This is a genomic window from Pseudomonas sessilinigenes (assembly GCF_003850565.1).
GTDB lineage: Bacteria > Pseudomonadota > Gammaproteobacteria > Pseudomonadales > Pseudomonadaceae > Aquipseudomonas > Aquipseudomonas sessilinigenes.
In genome coordinates, this window is the sequence record NZ_CP027706.1 from 3,866,789 (window position 1) to 3,881,168 (window position 14,380).

A 14,380-nucleotide genomic window follows, 5' to 3' on the forward strand; every position below is an offset into this window, starting at 1 on the left:
GCAAGGACCGCGGCCAGGCGATCGCGCGAGGCCTTTTGGCTGTGCCGGAAAGGTCTTCCAGGAGGCGTTGTATCGCTGGTGATCCGGTTTTGTGATGGGCTGGAGGATGCTGAAAACTATTCAGCGACGAGCGGTAGTTTTCTGCGGTAGCCTTTGCCGCAAGCGTCCGGCGCAAGAAATTCAGGACTTTTCGTCATCCAGAACACCACGGCTGTTGTTGCTATTGGGTCTTTCTGGTATAAAGCAGCGCTCTTTTCTAGGGGCCCGGTTCCTTGCACTTGTAGGTGTAGCCGGTAAGACCCTAAAGAAACGCGGCGCCTGGCGCCAAATGACTGAGAGATTAAGCGGCCAACCCATGCCGGGTTGGGCATGTGGTTTTAGAGGGCTGAGGCATGTCTAGAGTCTGTCAAGTTACCGGTAAGGGTCCGGTGACTGGGAATAACATTTCCCACGCAAACAACAAAACCCGTCGTCGTTTCCTGCCGAACCTGCAGCATCACCGCTTCTGGGTTGAGTCCGAGAAACGTTTCGTGCGTCTGCGCGTATCTGCCAAAGGCATGCGCATCATCGACAAGCGCGGTATCGACGCCGTTCTGGTCGACATCCGTCGCGATGGCGGCAAGGTTTAAGGGAGCTAATCATGCGTGAATTGATTCGTTTGATCTCGAGCGCCGGTACTGGTCACTTCTACACTACCGACAAGAACAAGCGTACTACTCCGGACAAAATCGAGATCAAGAAATACGATCCGGTTGTTCGTAAGCACGTGATCTACAAAGAAGGCAAAATCAAGTAATTGATTTTTCTTCTGACAAAAAAACCCGCCTTCAAGCGGGTTTTTTTGTGCCTGCGATTCAGGCTTTCTGTTCGAAGGCCACGTAGACCTTGCGGCAGGGCTCCAGCACTTCCCAGGTGCCCTTGAAGCCGGCCGGAATCACGAACCGATCGCCGGCGCGCAGGGTCTTGGCATTGCCGTCGCTGTCGCGCAGTACCGATACGCCCTGCAGGATCTCGCAGTACTCATGCTCGGTGAAGTCCACCGTCCACTGGCCCACGGCGCCTTCCCAGACTCCTGCATTGAGTTGGCCGCAGGGGCTGGCGTAGTGGTTGAGCACCGCTTGCTCGGGGTCGCCCTTGAGGATTTTTTGTGCGGCGGGCCGGTAGCGTTCGACCTCGGTGTTGGCCTGGCTGAAGTCGACGACGTTGTGGATGCTCATTCTTGTATTCCCCCGTGATTGCGGCGCGAGTGGCTATGAAGGGCAGAGTCTATGTTTATTAAAATGCACATAGCAATCCGCTTTGCCGGGGCTCTGTCAAATATATTGAAAGTGCAGGTCCCGCTGGTTTAGGGTGGCGGGTGCCTTGGGCCGAAAACAGGCTGGCCGGGCAGAATTCTTCAAGAGTGCCAGCGCCATATGCGCGGCGCTTGCATCCAAAATAAGAGGAGGCTACTCGCATGACCACCCTGACTCGTGCCGACTGGGAACAACGCGCCCGTGAACTGAAGATCGAAGGCCGCGCGTATATCAATGGTGAATACACCGCATCCGCTTCCAATCAAACGTTCGAATGCATCAGCCCGGTCGACGGCCGTGTGCTGGCCACCATCGCCAGCTGCGATGCGGCAGACGCCCAGCGCGCAGTGGAAAACGCCCGCGCCACCTTCAACTCCGGTGTCTGGTCACGCCTGGCCCCGGCCAAGCGCAAGTCGGTGATGATCCGTTTCGCCGGTTTGCTCAAGCAACATGCCCAGGAGCTGGCCCTCCTGGAAACCCTGGACATGGGCAAGCCCATCACCGACTCCCTGGAGATCGATGTCCCCGGCGCGGCGCAGGCCCTGAGCTGGAGCGGCGAGGCCATCGACAAGATCTATGACGAAGTCGCCGCAACCCCCCATGATCAGCTGGGCCTGGTCACCCGCGAGCCGGTGGGCGTAGTCGCCGCTATCGTGCCGTGGAACTTCCCGTTGATGATGGCCTGCTGGAAGCTGGGACCTGCGCTGTCCACCGGTAACTCGATAATCCTCAAGCCGTCGGAAAAGTCACCGCTGACGGCGATCCGCATTGCCGCCCTGGCGGTGGAAGCCGGGATTCCCGCCGGCGTGTTCAACGTGCTGCCAGGCTACGGCCATACCGTCGGCAAAGCCCTGGCCCTGCACATGGACGTGGACACCCTGGTCTTCACCGGCTCCACCAAGATCGCCAAGCAACTGCTGGTTTACTCCGGCGAGTCGAACATGAAGCGCGTCTGGCTCGAGGCGGGCGGCAAGAGCCCGAACATCGTGTTCGCCGATGCCCCGGACCTGCAGGCCGCCGCCGAGTCGGCAGCCAGCGCCATCGCCTTCAACCAGGGCGAAGTCTGCACCGCAGGTTCCCGCCTGCTGGTGGAGCGCTCCATCAAGGACAAATTCCTGCCGCTGGTAATCGACGCCCTCAAGGGCTGGAAACCGGGCAACCCGCTGGACCCGGCCACCAATGTCGGGGCGCTGGTGGATACCCAGCAGATGAACACCGTGCTGTCCTACATCGAGGCCGGTCATGCCGATGGTGCCAAGCTGGTGGTCGGTGGCAAGCGCACCCTGGAAGAGACCGGCGGCACCTATGTCGAGCCGACGATCTTCGACGGTGTCAGCAATGCGATGAAGATCGCCCAGGAAGAAATCTTCGGCCCGGTGCTGTCGGTCATTGCCTTCGATACGGTGGAGGAGGCGATCCAGATCGCCAACGATACCCCTTACGGGTTGGCCGCCGCAGTGTGGACCGCGAATATCTCCAAGGCCCACCAGACCGCTCGTGCCTTGCGCGCCGGTAGTGTCTGGGTCAACCAGTACGACGGTGGCGACATGACTGCGCCGTTCGGTGGCTTCAAGCAATCGGGCAACGGTCGTGACAAGTCGCTGCATGCCTTCGACAAGTACACCGAGCTGAAGGCGACCTGGATCAAGCTCTGAATCCTCGCCAGTAAGCCCGCCCCTCAAGGGGCGATCGATCGCAGCGCAGCCGGACTCTCCGCATGGGGAGTCCGGCTGTGTTGTCTATGCCTTGCAGAACAATGATCCACAGGAGCGTGGAAATGCGTTGGGCGACCTATTTCGCCGTTTTGTCCGCCGTCCTGAGCGTAGGGCTGGCCCTGGGCATGACCATGCCGCTGGTGTCCTTCCGCTTGGAGGGCTGGGGCTATGGGCCTTTTGCCATTGGTGTGGTGGCGGCGATGCCGGCTATCGGGGTGCTGCTCGGCGCGAAGGTTTCCAGTCGCCTGGCGGCTCGTCTTGGTACCGCCAACCTGATGCGCCTGTGCTTGTGGGCAGGAGCCTTGTCCATCGGCCTGCTGGCGCTGCTACCCAGCTACCCGGTATGGCTGGTGTTGCGCCTGGTCCTGGGCATGGTGCTGACCATCATCTTCGTGCTCGGGGAAAGCTGGATCAACCAACTGGTGGTGGAGCAATGGCGCGGGCGCCTGGTCGCGCTCTATGGCAGCAGCTATGCCTTGAGCCAGCTGGCCGGTCCCTTGCTGTTGGGCGTGCTGGGTACCGAGCATGACTACGGCTTCTGGGTGTCGGTGGGCTTGCTGGCGGTGGCGCCCTTGCTCCTGCTGGGTCGCAGCGGCGCACCGGCCACCGAATCATGCAGCGTGACCCTGGTGGATCTCTGGCGCTTTTGCCAGACGCTGCCGGCAATTGGCTGGGCAGTGGCGCTGTTCGCGACCTTCGAAGCGCTGATTCTCACCCTGTTGCCGGTGTATTGCCTGAGCCAGGGTTTCAGCCAGGACATCGCCCTGGCCATGGTCAGTACCGTGGTGGTGGGCGATGCCCTGCTGCAGTTGCCCATCGGGGCCCTGGCCGATCGAGTGTCGCGGCGTGGCTTGTTCACCGGCTGCGTGGTGGTCCTGCTGTGCTCCAGCCTGGCCATTCCCCTGTTACTGGATAGCCGCTGGCTGATCTGGCCGCTGTGGGTGCTGTTCGGGGCCAGCGCGGGAGGTTTGTTCACCCTTTCGTTGATCCTGATCGGCGAACGCTATCGTGACGATGCCCTGGTTCGGGCCAATGCCCATGTGGCCCAGCTCTGGGGCATTGGCTGCCTGATCGGCCCGCTGGTGGCGGGGGCGGGCAGCCAGTGGGTCAGTGGCCATGCCATGATGCTGCTGGTGGCGGCGGGTGCCTTCGGGCTGTTGCTCCTGCTGCTGCGACAAGGCGCCTTCGGCAGTCCCCAGGCACAGGCCCTGTAGCGACTACAGCATGCGTTCCAGGCCGATGCGGGTGCTCAGCCAGGCATTGATCCGGCGCCACCAGTTGCCGGGTTCGTGATCCAGGCTATGCAGTCGGCCCTGGTCCTCGGTGACCCAGGTCAGCTTGCCGTCTTCCAGCTTGACCTCGTAGCTCAGGCTCGGCGCCATCCCTTGCTGGGCCAGGTCGCGGACGTGGCCGGCCAGCTCCGGGCTATCCACCAGCACCCCGACCTCGGTGTTCCACAGCACCGAGCGCGGGTCGAAATTGAATGAGCCGATGAAGCTCTTGCGCTGGTCGAAGATCATCGCCTTGCTGTGCAGGCTGGAGTCGGACCCATGCAGCACGCCATGGAACAGTCGTGGGCCGCTGCCGCCACGCTCTCCGGGCTGACGGCGCAGTTCATAGAGTTTCACCCCGTGCTCCAGCAGCGCCTTGCGATAGGGCGCGTAGCCGCCATGGACCACGGGGACGTCGGTCGCCTCCAGGGAGTTGGTCAGGAGGCTCACCGAGACCCCGGCGTCGGCACGCCCAGTCAGGTACACCAGCCCGGGCTGGCCGGGGACGAAGTAGGCCGAGACCATGATCAGTTCCTTGCTGACACCCTTGAGCTCCGGTGCCAGCTGGGTGGTCAGCAGCAGGTGCGGATCGGGGTCGCCCTTGGCCAGTACCTTGGTGGGAGCGTCCCACAGGGCTTGGTTCCAGGCCCAGATCAGTTCCTTGCGCCAGGTCTGCATGCGGGGTTGGCGCTGGTAGGTCATCAGTTGGCGGTACAGGGCCTGGTTTTGCCGACGACTGTCCTGCAGTGATTCCTCCAGGCGCAGGCGAGTGTTGCGCAGGTCGCCTGCCGAGGGCGCATGGGACAGGAACTCTTCCACCGGCCGGCTCAGGGCGCTGTTCCAGTACTGGTCGAAACTGTGGCCCAGCTGTTCGGCCACCGGCCCCATGCTGAGCATGTCGATATCGGTGAAGTTCAGGTTCGGCTCGGCGTCGAAGTACTCGTCTCCAAGGTTGCGTCCGCCGACGATGGCCGCGCTGTTATCGGCCAGCCATAGCTTGTTGTGCATCCGCCGGTGTTGTTGCGAGAGGTTGAACAGGCGGCCCATGGTCCGGGTGAGGCCGGTGCTGCGCCCCAGGTGCAGTGGGTTGAACAGGCGGATCTGGATCTGTGGATGGGCGGCCAGGGTGGCGATGATCTGGTCCAGGCCGTCGCTGGTGGTGTCGTCCAGCAGGATGCGTATGCGCACGCCACGGTCGGCGGCCTGGAGCAATTCGTCCACCAGCATCCGCGTGCTGATGCCGTCATGGACGATGTAGTACTGCAAGTCGAGGCTGCTTTGCGCGTTGCGGATCAGCTCGGCGCGGGCCATGAAGGCCTCGGTGCTGTTGGGAAGCAGGCGAAAGCCAGAGCGCCCCTGGTGGGCGGCGGCCTGGTCGCGGATCGACTGGGCGAAGCCCGAGTCATTGGCAGGCAGGACCTGGCTGGGCCGGTACGGCACCTGCGAGGTGGCGCAGCCAGCCAGGAGGCCCAGCAGCAGGAGCAGGGGAAGTGCCTGTTTAGGGCTCAAGTGGGGGCATCTCGCATGACGGCACGGTTGGCATGGGTGGCGGCGAAGGCCGGGCGTCAGTCCTGGGATTGCTCCAGCAGCTTGATGGCCGCGGCACCGACTTTGCGTACCGCGTCTTCGATCTGCGCGGTTGGCTTGGCAGCGTAGTTCATCCGCAGGCAGTTACGATACTTGCCCGAGGCGGAAAAGATGCTGCCTACGGCGATCTGTACGCCTTGCTCCAGCAGGACACGGTTGAGCTTCAGAGCATCGAAGCTCTCGGGAAGTTCGATCCATAGCAGAAAGCTGCCTTGTGGGCGGCTGGCCCGGGTACCGGCAGGGAAGTAGCGACTGACCCAATCGAGCATCATGTCGCGGTTGCGCTGGTACTGGCTGCGCATCTTGCGCAGGTGCGGTTCGAAATGTCCTGCCTTGAGGAACTCGGCGATGGCGATCTGGGGTTGTGGGGCGGTGGAGCCGGTGCTGATGTACTTCATGTGCAGCACGCGCTCCAGGTAGCGGCCCGGCGCGACCCAGCCGATGCGCAGGCCGGGCGCCATGGTTTTCGAAAAGGAGCTGCACAGCAGGACGCGGCCGTCTTCGTCGAAGGACTTGATGGTCCGTGGGCGCGGGTAGGTGTAGGCCAGCTCGCCATACACATCGTCTTCGATGATCGCCACGTCGAAGCGCTGGGCCAGGGTCAGCAGGGCGCGCTTGCGGGCCTCGGGCATGATGTAGCCCATGGGGTTGTTGCAGTTCGGGGTCAACTGTATGGCCTTGATCGGCCACTGTTCCAGGGCCAGCTCCAGGGCTTCCAGGCTGATGCCGCTGACCGGGTCGGTGGGGATCTCCAGGGCCTTCATGCCCAGGCCCTTGAGGGTCTGCATGGCGCCGTGGAAGCTCGGCGAGTCCACGGCGACGATATCCCCGGGCTCGCAGATGGCGCGGATGCTGGTGGACAGCGCCTCGTGGCAGCCGGTGGTGATCACCAGGTCATTGGCCCCCACCTGGCAGCCGGAATCGAGCATCAGCCGTGCTATCTGCTCGCGCAGTTCCAGCACGCCGTAGATGTTGTCGTAATACAGCCCGGGCATGTCCTGTCGCCGGCTGAGCCGGGCCAGGGCCCTCAGCAGTGGCTTCATGGTCGGCGTGGTGATGTCCGGCATGCCGCGTCCCAGCTGTACGACATCCTTGCGCGGCACCGCGCGGACCAGTTCCAGCACCTGGTCCCACTGGGAAATTTCCACCGGACGCTGCGCCGGTCGTCCTACGGCGGGCAGGGCGGGCAGCTCGCGACTGTGGGGGACGAAGTACCCGGATTTGGGCTTGGGCATCGCCAGGCCGTTGTCTTCCAGCAGGCGATAGGCCTGCTGCACGGTGCTCAGGCTGACCCCATGCTCGACGCTCAGGGCGCGTACCGACGGCAAGCGATCACCCGGGCGATAGAAGCCCTGTTCGATACGGGTGCCCAGGAGTTCGGCGAGATTCACATAGAGGGTCATGGCATTGACTCGTAGTGGTGGCCGTGATGACCAGTACAGATAGGGTCTAAATACAGGATTCAGGCGTATTTCAGTGAAATCTGTATGGAGTTAATACAGGTGCTTTGGGTCTGTATTGGATTTTGCTTGCCACGCATCATGTCGGCTCATGGCAACTTGAGCAACAGGAGCAATGCAAATGAACGGCTTGAGCGATGTGCGGCTGTCGTTACATGGTCAGGAACTGGTGGCTGAACAGGAGCAAACGGCAGGAAGGGCGTCGTCGCGCTCCGCGCCGTCCTGCCTGGGCCGCTGGGGTCTGTACTGGCATCGGCTGCGTACCCGTAGAGCCTTGCTGGAGCTGTCTGCCGAGCAGTTGCGGGATGTCGGCCTGAGTCCCGACGAAGCCCGAGAGGAGGGGCTCAAGCCCTTCTGGCGCCAGTAACCGCGATCGGCCAGGGCCTGTGTGCCCTGGCCTGGGGCGGCGATCAGGCCAGCTCTTTGAGGCGGTGCCAGAGCATGCCCAGGGCCAGCAGCGGCGAGCGCAGGTGCTTGCCGCCGGGGAAGGTGATGTGCGGCACCTTGTCGAACAGATCGAAACCGCCACCGTGCTGGCCGCCGATGGCTTCTCCCAGCAGCTTGCCCGCCAGGTGCGTGGCATTCACTCCATGGCCGGAGTAGGCCTGGGCGTAATACACATTGGGCTGGTCCTTGAGGCGGCCTATCTGCGGCAAGCGGTTGGCACCGATGCCGATCATCCCACCCCACTGGTAGTCGATCTTCACGGCGGACAACTGTGGAAAGACCTCCAGCATCTTCGGTCGCATATAGGCGGCAATGTCCTTGGGATCGCGTCCCGAGTAATGGCAGGCGCCGCCGAACAGCAGGCGGCGATCGGCCGAAAGGCGGTAGTAGTCCAGGGCTACACGCTGGTCGCAGACGGCCATGTTCTGCGGCAATAGTTCGTGGGCCTGTTCCGGGCTCAGGGGCTCGGTGGCGATGATGTAGCTGCCGGCCGGCAGGACCTTGCCACCCAGTTGCGGGTTGAGGTCGTTGAGGTAGGCGTTGCAGCCCAGCACCAGGGTCTTGGCGCGCACCGTGCCGCGTGCCGCATGCACCTTGACCTCGGCGCCGTAGTCGATGCGAGTCACCTGCGAATGCTCGAATAGGCGCACCCCCAGCCGTTCGGCGGCCTGGGCCTCGCCCAGGGCCAGGTTCAACGGATGCAGGTGGCCGGAGCCCATGTCGACCAGGCCGCCGACGTAGCGCTTGGAGCCCACCACACTGTGCATTTCATTGGCCTGCAGCAGGCGGGTCTCGTGGCGATAGCCGAGGCTGCGCAGTTCTTCGGCCTCTTCGGCAAACCCCTCGAGTTCGGCGGGCTTGTTGGCCAGGTCGCAGTAACCCCAGGTCAGGTCGCAGGGAATCTGGAAGCGCTCGACGCGCTGGCGGACGATCTCCACCGCCTCCAGGCCCATGAGTTTCATCTGCCGCACGCCTTCGCTACCGATTACCTTGGTGAACTGTTCCAGGCCGTGACCGACGCCCCGAATCAGTTGGCCGCCGTTGCGTCCACTGGCACCCCAGCCGATCTGGCGAGCCTCCAGGAGGACCACGCTGAACCCGCGTTCGGCCAGCTCCAGTGCGGTGTTGAGCCCCGAGAAGCCGCCACCGACCACGCACACGTCTGCGATCTGCTCGCCGCTCAGGGCCGGGTAGTCCGGTTGCGGCAGGCTGCTGGCGGCGTAGTAGGAGGCGGGGTGCCGGTCGCTGGCGGCGTGCTGGAGGCTGGCGGGCATGAAGGGCGTCGTCCTGATCGGGTCTGGAAAATGCACGGAGGATAATCCGCGCCTTTCCGGCGGAGCAACCGCAGGGCGGTCGGCGCTGACCTGGCGGGGGGATTTAAGGCAGAATTAACGGCCGTCCACGCGCCTGTAGGCCTTTTAATGAGCTGTAACCGCCAGATCGTCCGTAGCCTGCGCCAGCAGATTCCTTCCTTCGAGTGTGTGCCCGGCTGCCACGACTGCTGCGGCCCGGTCACCACGTCCCCGGAAGAAATGTCCCGGCTGCCACGCAAGACCGCGGCGGAGCAGGACGCGGCCATGGCAGAGCTCGACTGTGTGCACCTGGGGCCCGAAGGCTGCACGGTGTATGACGAGCGTCCGCTGATCTGCCGCTTGTTCGGCACCACGCCGAGCCTGCCATGCCCCAATGGCCGGCGCCCGGTGGAGCTGATCCATCCGCAGGTCGAGAAGCAGATCCACGACTACATGGCCAGCCAGCGCCAGGTGCTGGTCTAGCCCTCTTCAGTCGGGAATCGGCAGGCTCAGGCTTTCCTTCACTTCTTCCATCACGATGTAGCTCTTGGATTCGCGGACGTGGGGCAGCTTGAGCAGGATGTCCCCCAGGAGCTTGCGATACGAAGCCATTTCAGAAATCCGCGCCTTGACCAGGTAGTCGAAGTCGCCGGATACCAGGTGGCACTCCAGCACATGGGGCAGCTTGAGCACCGCCCGGCGGAACTCCTCGAAGGTGTCGCCGGACTTGTAGTCCAGGCTGATCTCGACGAAGACCAGCAGGCTGCCCTTGAGGTGCTGCGGGTTGAGGCGAGCGTTGTAGCCCATGATGATCCCCTCGCGCTCCAGGCGCCGCACCCGTTCGGTGCAGGGCGTGGTGGAGAGCCCGACCCGTTCCCCCAGCTCGGTGAAGGAAATGCGTCCGTCGGCCTGCAGGATGCGCAAGATGTTGCGGTCGATCTTGTCCAGGGCGCGGCGGGTCTGGTGGTTGGTTCTCATAGGGGATGCCCCTCCGTGAAAAGCGATATTGCCGAGAATTCTCGCCAAATATAGGCGGTTATATAGTGAAAATCACTGCCTGATGTTTCTTACACTGCGCGCATCTTTGCTTCGAATAACAACCGGCGGCGGTCAGCCGCGATGAGGATATGAAAATGCGCGTTCTGGTCTTGGGCAGTGGCGTTATCGGAACCACCAGTGCCTACTATCTGGCTCAAGCCGGATTCGAAGTGACCGTGGTGGACCGTCAGCCTGCCGTTGCCATGGAAACCAGCTTCGCCAACGCCGGCCAGGTATCGCCAGGTTATGCCTCGCCCTGGGCCGCTCCGGGTGTTCCGCTCAAGGCCATCAAGTGGCTGTTGCAGCGCCATGCGCCGCTGGCGATCAAGGCCACCACCAGCATGGATCAATACCTGTGGATGGCGCAGATGCTGCGTAACTGCACCGCCAGCCGCTACGCCGTGAACAAAGAGCGCATGGTGCGCTTGTCCGAATACAGCCGTGACTGCCTCGACGAACTGCGGGCGGAGACCGGCATTGCCTATGAAGGCCGCAGCCTGGGCACCACTCAATTGTTCCGTACCCAGGCACAACTCGACGGTGCGGCCAAGGACATCGCCGTGCTCAAGGAGTCCGGTGTGCCTTTCGAATTGCTGGATCGCGACGGTATTGCCCGGGTCGAGCCGGCCCTGGCCAGCGTCACCGATATCCTCGCCGGTGCCCTGCGCTTGCCCAACGACCAGACCGGCGACTGCCAGATGTTCACCACTCGGTTGGCGGAGATGGCCACCAAGCTGGGCGTCGAGTTCCGTTTTGGCCAGGACATCCAGCGCCTGGATTTTGCCGGTGACCGGATCAACGGTGTGTGGATCGACGGCAAGCTGGAAACCGCCGACCGCTACGTGCTGGCGCTGGGCAGCTATTCACCGCAACTGCTCAAGCCGCTGGGCATCAAGGCTCCGGTCTACCCGCTCAAGGGCTACTCGCTGACGGTGCCGATCACCAATTCGGCGATGGCCCCGACGTCCACCATCCTGGACGAAACCTACAAGGTCGCGATCACCCGTTTCGATGACCGCATCCGGGTGGGTGGCATGGCCGAGATCGCCGGTTTCGATCTTTCGCTGAACCCGCGCCGGCGCGAAACGCTGGAGATGATCGTCAACGATCTTTATCCTCAGGGCGGCGACCTGTCCCAGGCCAGTTTCTGGACCGGCCTGCGACCCACTACCCCGGACGGTACGCCGATCGTTGGCGCCACACCGTATCGCAACCTGTTCCTGAACACTGGCCACGGTACCCTCGGCTGGACCATGGCCTGTGGTTCGGGCCGCCTGTTGGCGGACCTGATGGCCAAGAAAAAGCCGCAGATCAGTGCCGAAGGTCTCGATATTTCCCGTTATGGCAACCCTCAGGAGTCCGCTAAGCATGCCAATCCAGCGCCAGCTCACTAATGAGCGCATGAGTCAGATCGTCGTCCACGGCGGTACGCTCTACCTGTCCGGACAGGTGGGGGACGACATGCAGGCCGGTATCGAGCAGCAGACCCGGGAAACCCTGGGTAATATCGAGCGCCTGCTGGACCTGGCGGGTACCGACAAGACCCGGTTGTTGTCGGTAACCATCTACCTGAAGGACATCGACGCCCATTTCGAAGGCATGAACAGTGTCTGGGACCAGTGGTTGCCCAAGGGCGTCGCTCCGGCCCGGGCCACGGTCCAGGCCAAGCTCTGCGAGCCGCAAATCCTCGTCGAGATGTCAGTAGTGGCCGCTGTGTCCTGAGTGACAAGATCCCTCTCCCGGCGCCGGTGGCGGTTCGCTGCCCGCCAGCGCCGGTTTTTATTCCCATGACCGCCTAGAAGTCTGCCGCCATGCGCCCTGCCCGTGCCCTGATCGATCTCCAAGCCCTGCGTCACAACTACCAACTGGCCCGTGAAGTCTCGGGCGCTCGCGCCCTTGCGGTGATCAAGGCCGATGCCTACGGCCACGGCGCGGTGCGTTGCGCCCAGGCACTGGCGGATTGCGCCGACGGCTTCGCCGTAGCCTGCATCGAAGAAGCCCTGGAGCTGCGCGCGGCGGGTATCCGTGCTCCGGTATTGCTGCTGGAGGGCTTCTTCGAGGCCTCCGAGCTGGCACTGATCGTCGAGCATGATTTCTGGTGCGTGGTGCACTCGCTGTGGCAACTGGAAGCCATCGAGCAGGCGACGCTGGCCAAGCCTGTGACCGTATGGCTCAAGCTGGATTCGGGCATGCACCGGGTGGGTTTGCATCCCAAGGACTATCACGCCGCTTACCAGCGGCTGCAGGCCAGCGGCAAGGTCGAGAAAATCGTGCTGATGAGCCACTTCGCCCGCGCCGACGAGCTGGATTGTCAAAGCAGCAGCGAGCAGGTCGCGGTATTCGAGGCTGCCCGCGAAGGCCTGGAGGCCGAAGTCAGCCTGCGCAACTCGCCCGCGCTCATGGGCTGGCCGGATGTGCCCAGCGACTGGGTGCGCCCGGGCATCATGCTCTACGGGGCGACGCCGTTCGAGGAAAGCAATGCGGTGGCCCAGCGCCTGCAGCCGGTCATGACCCTGGAGTCGAAGGTGATCTGTGTGCGTGAGCTGCCTGCCGGTGAGCCTATTGGCTATGGCGCCAAGTTCATCACTGACAAGCCGATGCGCATCGGTGTGGTGGCGATGGGGTATGCCGATGGTTATCCACGCCATGCGCCAACGGGGACCCCGGTGCTGGTCGCTGGCCAGCGCAGCCGCCTGTTGGGGCGGGTTTCCATGGACATGCTGTGCATCGACCTGACCGATGTGCCCCAGGCCGGCCTGGGGTCGACCGTAGAGTTGTGGGGCAAGAACATCCTGGCCAGCGATGTGGCGCTGGCTGCTGGGACCATCCCTTACCAGTTCTTCTGCAACCTGCGCCGGGTACCGTTGGTGTACTGCGAAGGCTGAGATGGCGCGAGCTGTGCCGAAAGTCGCCTATCCTGGGGGAATCCGGGCCAAGTGTTGTAAATACTGAACGCTGTCGCCATGATAACGCTCGATTACAACAACGCCTGATTCCCGCCTAGGAGACTGCCGCATTGGACGTCGGTGAACGACTGCAATCCATCCGTAAACTGAAAGGTCTTTCCCAGCGTGAACTCGCCAAGCGTGCGGGCGTCACCAACAGCACCATTTCAATGATCGAAAAAAACAGTGTCAGCCCTTCGATCAGCTCGTTGCGCAAGGTGTTGGGCGGTATTCCCATGTCCATGGTGGAGTTCTTTTCCGAAGAGGTCCTCCAGGAAACACCTTCTCAGATCGTCTACAAGGCACATGAACTGATCGACATCTCCGATGGTGCCGTGACCATGAAACTGGTGGGTCGGGCCCATCCGAGCCGCGCGATTGCCTTTCTCAACGAGATCTATCCGCCCGGTGCCGACACTGGCGAAGAGATGCTCACCCATGATGGCGAGGAAACCGGAATCCTGCTCGAAGGCCGCCTGGAGTTGGTGGTCGGCCTGGAGACATTTGTCCTGGAAGCCGGTGACAGCTACTACTTCGAAAGCACCAAGCCACACCGTTTCCGTAACCCATTCGATGTTCCGGCGCGACTAATCAGCGCAGCCACGCCAGCCAACTTCTAGGTTTAGAGGCGTCCTGCAAGGTTTGCAGAGAGTCCTCCAGCGACATTTCGCCGCGATCAAGACCCCTTCGACTTTGGGGTTGTTTCAGTGTGACGGGCTAACCGTTATACTTTCGCCCGCCTGCGAAACCGTGGCCGCAGGCGTGACTAGCCACCATTGAGGGTGTACGCGTGAACCTAATTATGAAAATGCTGGCCGCACCAGCAACCGTATTGGCCCTTTGGGCAGTCAGCGCTCAAGCTGCGACCAACGACGATATCGCCAAGCGCCTCGAGCCGGTTGGCCAGGTCTGTGTCCAGGGGCAAGAATGCAAGGGGATGGAAGTCGCTGCCTCCGCAGGTGGCGGCGGTGGGGCGAAATCTCCGGACGACGTGATCGCCAAGCACTGCAACGCTTGCCACGGCACCGGCCTGTTGGGCGCTCCGAAAATCGGTGATACCGCTGCCTGGAAAGAGCGCGCCGATCATCAAGGTGGCCTCGACGGCATCCTGGCCAAGGCCATTACCGGCATCAACGCCATGCCTCCGAAAGGCACCTGCGCCGACTGCTCCGATGAGGAGCTCAAGGGCGCCATCCAGAAGATGTCCGGCCTGAAATAAGCGGTCATCTGCAGCGAAAAAGCCGCTTGCGAGCGGCTTTTTTGTGGGCGCGATTTGACCTGCACCCTGTTCAATGCAGCAAACTCCCGGCAAGCTCGGTCCAACCCCAAT

16 protein-coding genes are annotated in these 14,380 nt (G+C 62.7%); 11 read left to right on the top strand and 5 right to left on the bottom strand.

What is annotated here, in order from left to right; translation table 11 throughout:
* The first annotated feature begins 392 nt into the window (after positions 1 to 392).
* A complete protein-coding gene (gene rpmB / locus C4K39_RS17815; RefSeq protein ID WP_031320695.1) occupies positions 393 to 629 on the top strand; it encodes a 50S ribosomal protein L28 in 237 nt (78 codons plus the stop codon).
* An 11-nt stretch (positions 630 to 640) separates the two neighbouring features.
* Positions 641 to 796 carry a 50S ribosomal protein L33 gene (rpmG, locus tag C4K39_RS17820; RefSeq protein ID WP_003177274.1) on the top strand — a complete coding sequence of 52 codons (156 nt, stop codon included), beginning with the start codon at positions 641 to 643 and terminating at the stop codon, positions 794 to 796.
* 58 nt (positions 797 to 854) lie between these two features.
* Here rpmG and C4K39_RS17825 read toward each other — a convergent pair whose 3' ends face one another.
* Entirely contained in the window at positions 855 to 1,217 is a 363-nt protein-coding gene (locus C4K39_RS17825; RefSeq protein WP_068577689.1) for a cupin domain-containing protein, read from the bottom strand.
* 239 nt (positions 1,218 to 1,456) lie between these two features.
* Here C4K39_RS17825 and C4K39_RS17830 point away from each other — a divergent pair, with 239 nt between their 5' ends.
* A complete protein-coding gene (locus tag C4K39_RS17830; RefSeq protein WP_068577690.1) occupies positions 1,457 to 2,950 on the top strand; it encodes an aldehyde dehydrogenase in 1,494 nt (497 codons plus the stop codon).
* 122 nt (positions 2,951 to 3,072) lie between these two features.
* Complete coding sequence (locus tag C4K39_RS17835) at positions 3,073 to 4,224, top strand: MFS transporter (RefSeq protein WP_124347100.1); 1,152 nt, start codon at positions 3,073 to 3,075, stop codon at positions 4,222 to 4,224.
* A 3-nt stretch (positions 4,225 to 4,227) separates the two neighbouring features.
* Here C4K39_RS17835 and C4K39_RS17840 read toward each other — a convergent pair whose 3' ends face one another.
* The gene (locus tag C4K39_RS17840; protein ID WP_124347101.1) at positions 4,228 to 5,790 is read right to left on the bottom strand and encodes a phospholipase D family protein; all 1,563 of its coding nucleotides are present in this window, start codon (positions 5,788 to 5,790) and stop codon (positions 4,228 to 4,230) included.
* 56 nt (positions 5,791 to 5,846) lie between these two features.
* Positions 5,847 to 7,271, bottom strand: a complete 1,425-nt coding sequence (locus C4K39_RS17845; RefSeq protein ID WP_124347102.1) for an aminotransferase-like domain-containing protein — start codon at positions 7,269 to 7,271, stop codon at positions 5,847 to 5,849.
* 178 nt (positions 7,272 to 7,449) lie between these two features.
* Here C4K39_RS17845 and C4K39_RS17850 point away from each other — a divergent pair, with 178 nt between their 5' ends.
* A complete protein-coding gene (locus C4K39_RS17850) occupies positions 7,450 to 7,695 on the top strand; it encodes a DUF1127 domain-containing protein (protein WP_068577701.1) in 246 nt (81 codons plus the stop codon).
* Positions 7,696 to 7,738: 43 nt separating this feature from the next.
* On the opposite strand, the gene C4K39_RS17855 is transcribed toward C4K39_RS17850, so the two are convergent.
* Positions 7,739 to 9,049, bottom strand: a complete 1,311-nt coding sequence (locus C4K39_RS17855) for an NAD(P)/FAD-dependent oxidoreductase (RefSeq protein WP_068577703.1) — start codon at positions 9,047 to 9,049, stop codon at positions 7,739 to 7,741.
* Positions 9,050 to 9,196: 147 nt separating this feature from the next.
* On the opposite strand from C4K39_RS17855, the gene C4K39_RS17860 reads away from it, so the two are divergent.
* A complete protein-coding gene (locus C4K39_RS17860; RefSeq protein ID WP_068577704.1) occupies positions 9,197 to 9,550 on the top strand; it encodes a YkgJ family cysteine cluster protein in 354 nt (117 codons plus the stop codon).
* Positions 9,551 to 9,556: 6 nt separating this feature from the next.
* On the opposite strand, the gene C4K39_RS17865 is transcribed toward C4K39_RS17860, so the two are convergent.
* On the bottom strand, positions 9,557 to 10,045 hold the full coding sequence (locus C4K39_RS17865) for an Lrp/AsnC ligand binding domain-containing protein (protein WP_011064210.1): 489 nt from the start codon (positions 10,043 to 10,045) through the stop codon (positions 9,557 to 9,559).
* Positions 10,046 to 10,200: 155 nt separating this feature from the next.
* Here C4K39_RS17865 and dadA point away from each other — a divergent pair, with 155 nt between their 5' ends.
* The 5 genes from dadA to C4K39_RS17890 all read left to right on the top strand — a co-directional run bounded on the left by dadA (position 10,201) and on the right by C4K39_RS17890 (position 14,269).
* On the top strand, positions 10,201 to 11,499 hold the full coding sequence (gene dadA / locus C4K39_RS17870; RefSeq protein WP_068577706.1) for a D-amino acid dehydrogenase: 1,299 nt from the start codon (positions 10,201 to 10,203) through the stop codon (positions 11,497 to 11,499).
* Positions 11,474 to 11,827, top strand: a complete 354-nt coding sequence (locus C4K39_RS17875; RefSeq protein WP_068577707.1) for a RidA family protein — start codon at positions 11,474 to 11,476, stop codon at positions 11,825 to 11,827. Before dadA ends, C4K39_RS17875 begins: the two co-directional genes overlap by 26 nt.
* An 89-nt stretch (positions 11,828 to 11,916) precedes the next feature.
* Positions 11,917 to 12,990: an alanine racemase gene (gene alr / locus C4K39_RS17880; RefSeq protein ID WP_068577708.1), complete on the top strand. Its 1,074-nt coding sequence runs from the start codon at positions 11,917 to 11,919 to the stop codon at positions 12,988 to 12,990.
* A gap of 131 nt (positions 12,991 to 13,121) precedes the next feature.
* The gene (locus tag C4K39_RS17885; RefSeq protein ID WP_011064206.1) at positions 13,122 to 13,670 is read left to right on the top strand and encodes a cupin domain-containing protein; all 549 of its coding nucleotides are present in this window, start codon (positions 13,122 to 13,124) and stop codon (positions 13,668 to 13,670) included.
* A gap of 182 nt (positions 13,671 to 13,852) precedes the next feature.
* A complete protein-coding gene (locus C4K39_RS17890; protein ID WP_068577709.1) occupies positions 13,853 to 14,269 on the top strand; it encodes a c-type cytochrome in 417 nt (138 codons plus the stop codon).
* The last annotated feature ends 111 nt before the right edge of the window (positions 14,270 to 14,380 follow it).

What these genes read in the sequence shown, in the direction of transcription:
- rpmB (WP_031320695.1), top strand. Translation starts at nt 393, where the DNA reads ATGTCTAGAGTCTGTCAAGTTACCGGTAAGGGTCCGGTGACTGGGAAT.
- rpmG (WP_003177274.1), top strand. Translation starts at nt 641, where the DNA reads ATGCGTGAATTGATTCGTTTGATCTCGAGCGCCGGTACTGGTCACTTC.
- C4K39_RS17825 (WP_068577689.1), bottom strand. Translation starts at nt 1,217, where the DNA reads ATGAGCATCCACAACGTCGTCGACTTCAGCCAGGCCAACACCGAGGTC.
- C4K39_RS17830 (WP_068577690.1), top strand. Translation starts at nt 1,457, where the DNA reads ATGACCACCCTGACTCGTGCCGACTGGGAACAACGCGCCCGTGAACTG.
- C4K39_RS17835 (WP_124347100.1), top strand. Translation starts at nt 3,073, where the DNA reads ATGCGTTGGGCGACCTATTTCGCCGTTTTGTCCGCCGTCCTGAGCGTA.
- C4K39_RS17845 (WP_124347102.1), bottom strand. Translation starts at nt 7,271, where the DNA reads ATGACCCTCTATGTGAATCTCGCCGAACTCCTGGGCACCCGTATCGAA.
- C4K39_RS17850 (WP_068577701.1), top strand. Translation starts at nt 7,450, where the DNA reads ATGAACGGCTTGAGCGATGTGCGGCTGTCGTTACATGGTCAGGAACTG.
- C4K39_RS17855 (WP_068577703.1), bottom strand. Translation starts at nt 9,049, where the DNA reads ATGCCCGCCAGCCTCCAGCACGCCGCCAGCGACCGGCACCCCGCCTCC.
- C4K39_RS17860 (WP_068577704.1), top strand. Translation starts at nt 9,197, where the DNA reads ATGAGCTGTAACCGCCAGATCGTCCGTAGCCTGCGCCAGCAGATTCCT.
- C4K39_RS17865 (WP_011064210.1), bottom strand. Translation starts at nt 10,045, where the DNA reads ATGAGAACCAACCACCAGACCCGCCGCGCCCTGGACAAGATCGACCGC.
- dadA (WP_068577706.1), top strand. Translation starts at nt 10,201, where the DNA reads ATGCGCGTTCTGGTCTTGGGCAGTGGCGTTATCGGAACCACCAGTGCC.
- C4K39_RS17875 (WP_068577707.1), top strand. Translation starts at nt 11,474, where the DNA reads ATGCCAATCCAGCGCCAGCTCACTAATGAGCGCATGAGTCAGATCGTC.
- alr (WP_068577708.1), top strand. Translation starts at nt 11,917, where the DNA reads ATGCGCCCTGCCCGTGCCCTGATCGATCTCCAAGCCCTGCGTCACAAC.
- C4K39_RS17890 (WP_068577709.1), top strand. Translation starts at nt 13,853, where the DNA reads ATGAAAATGCTGGCCGCACCAGCAACCGTATTGGCCCTTTGGGCAGTC.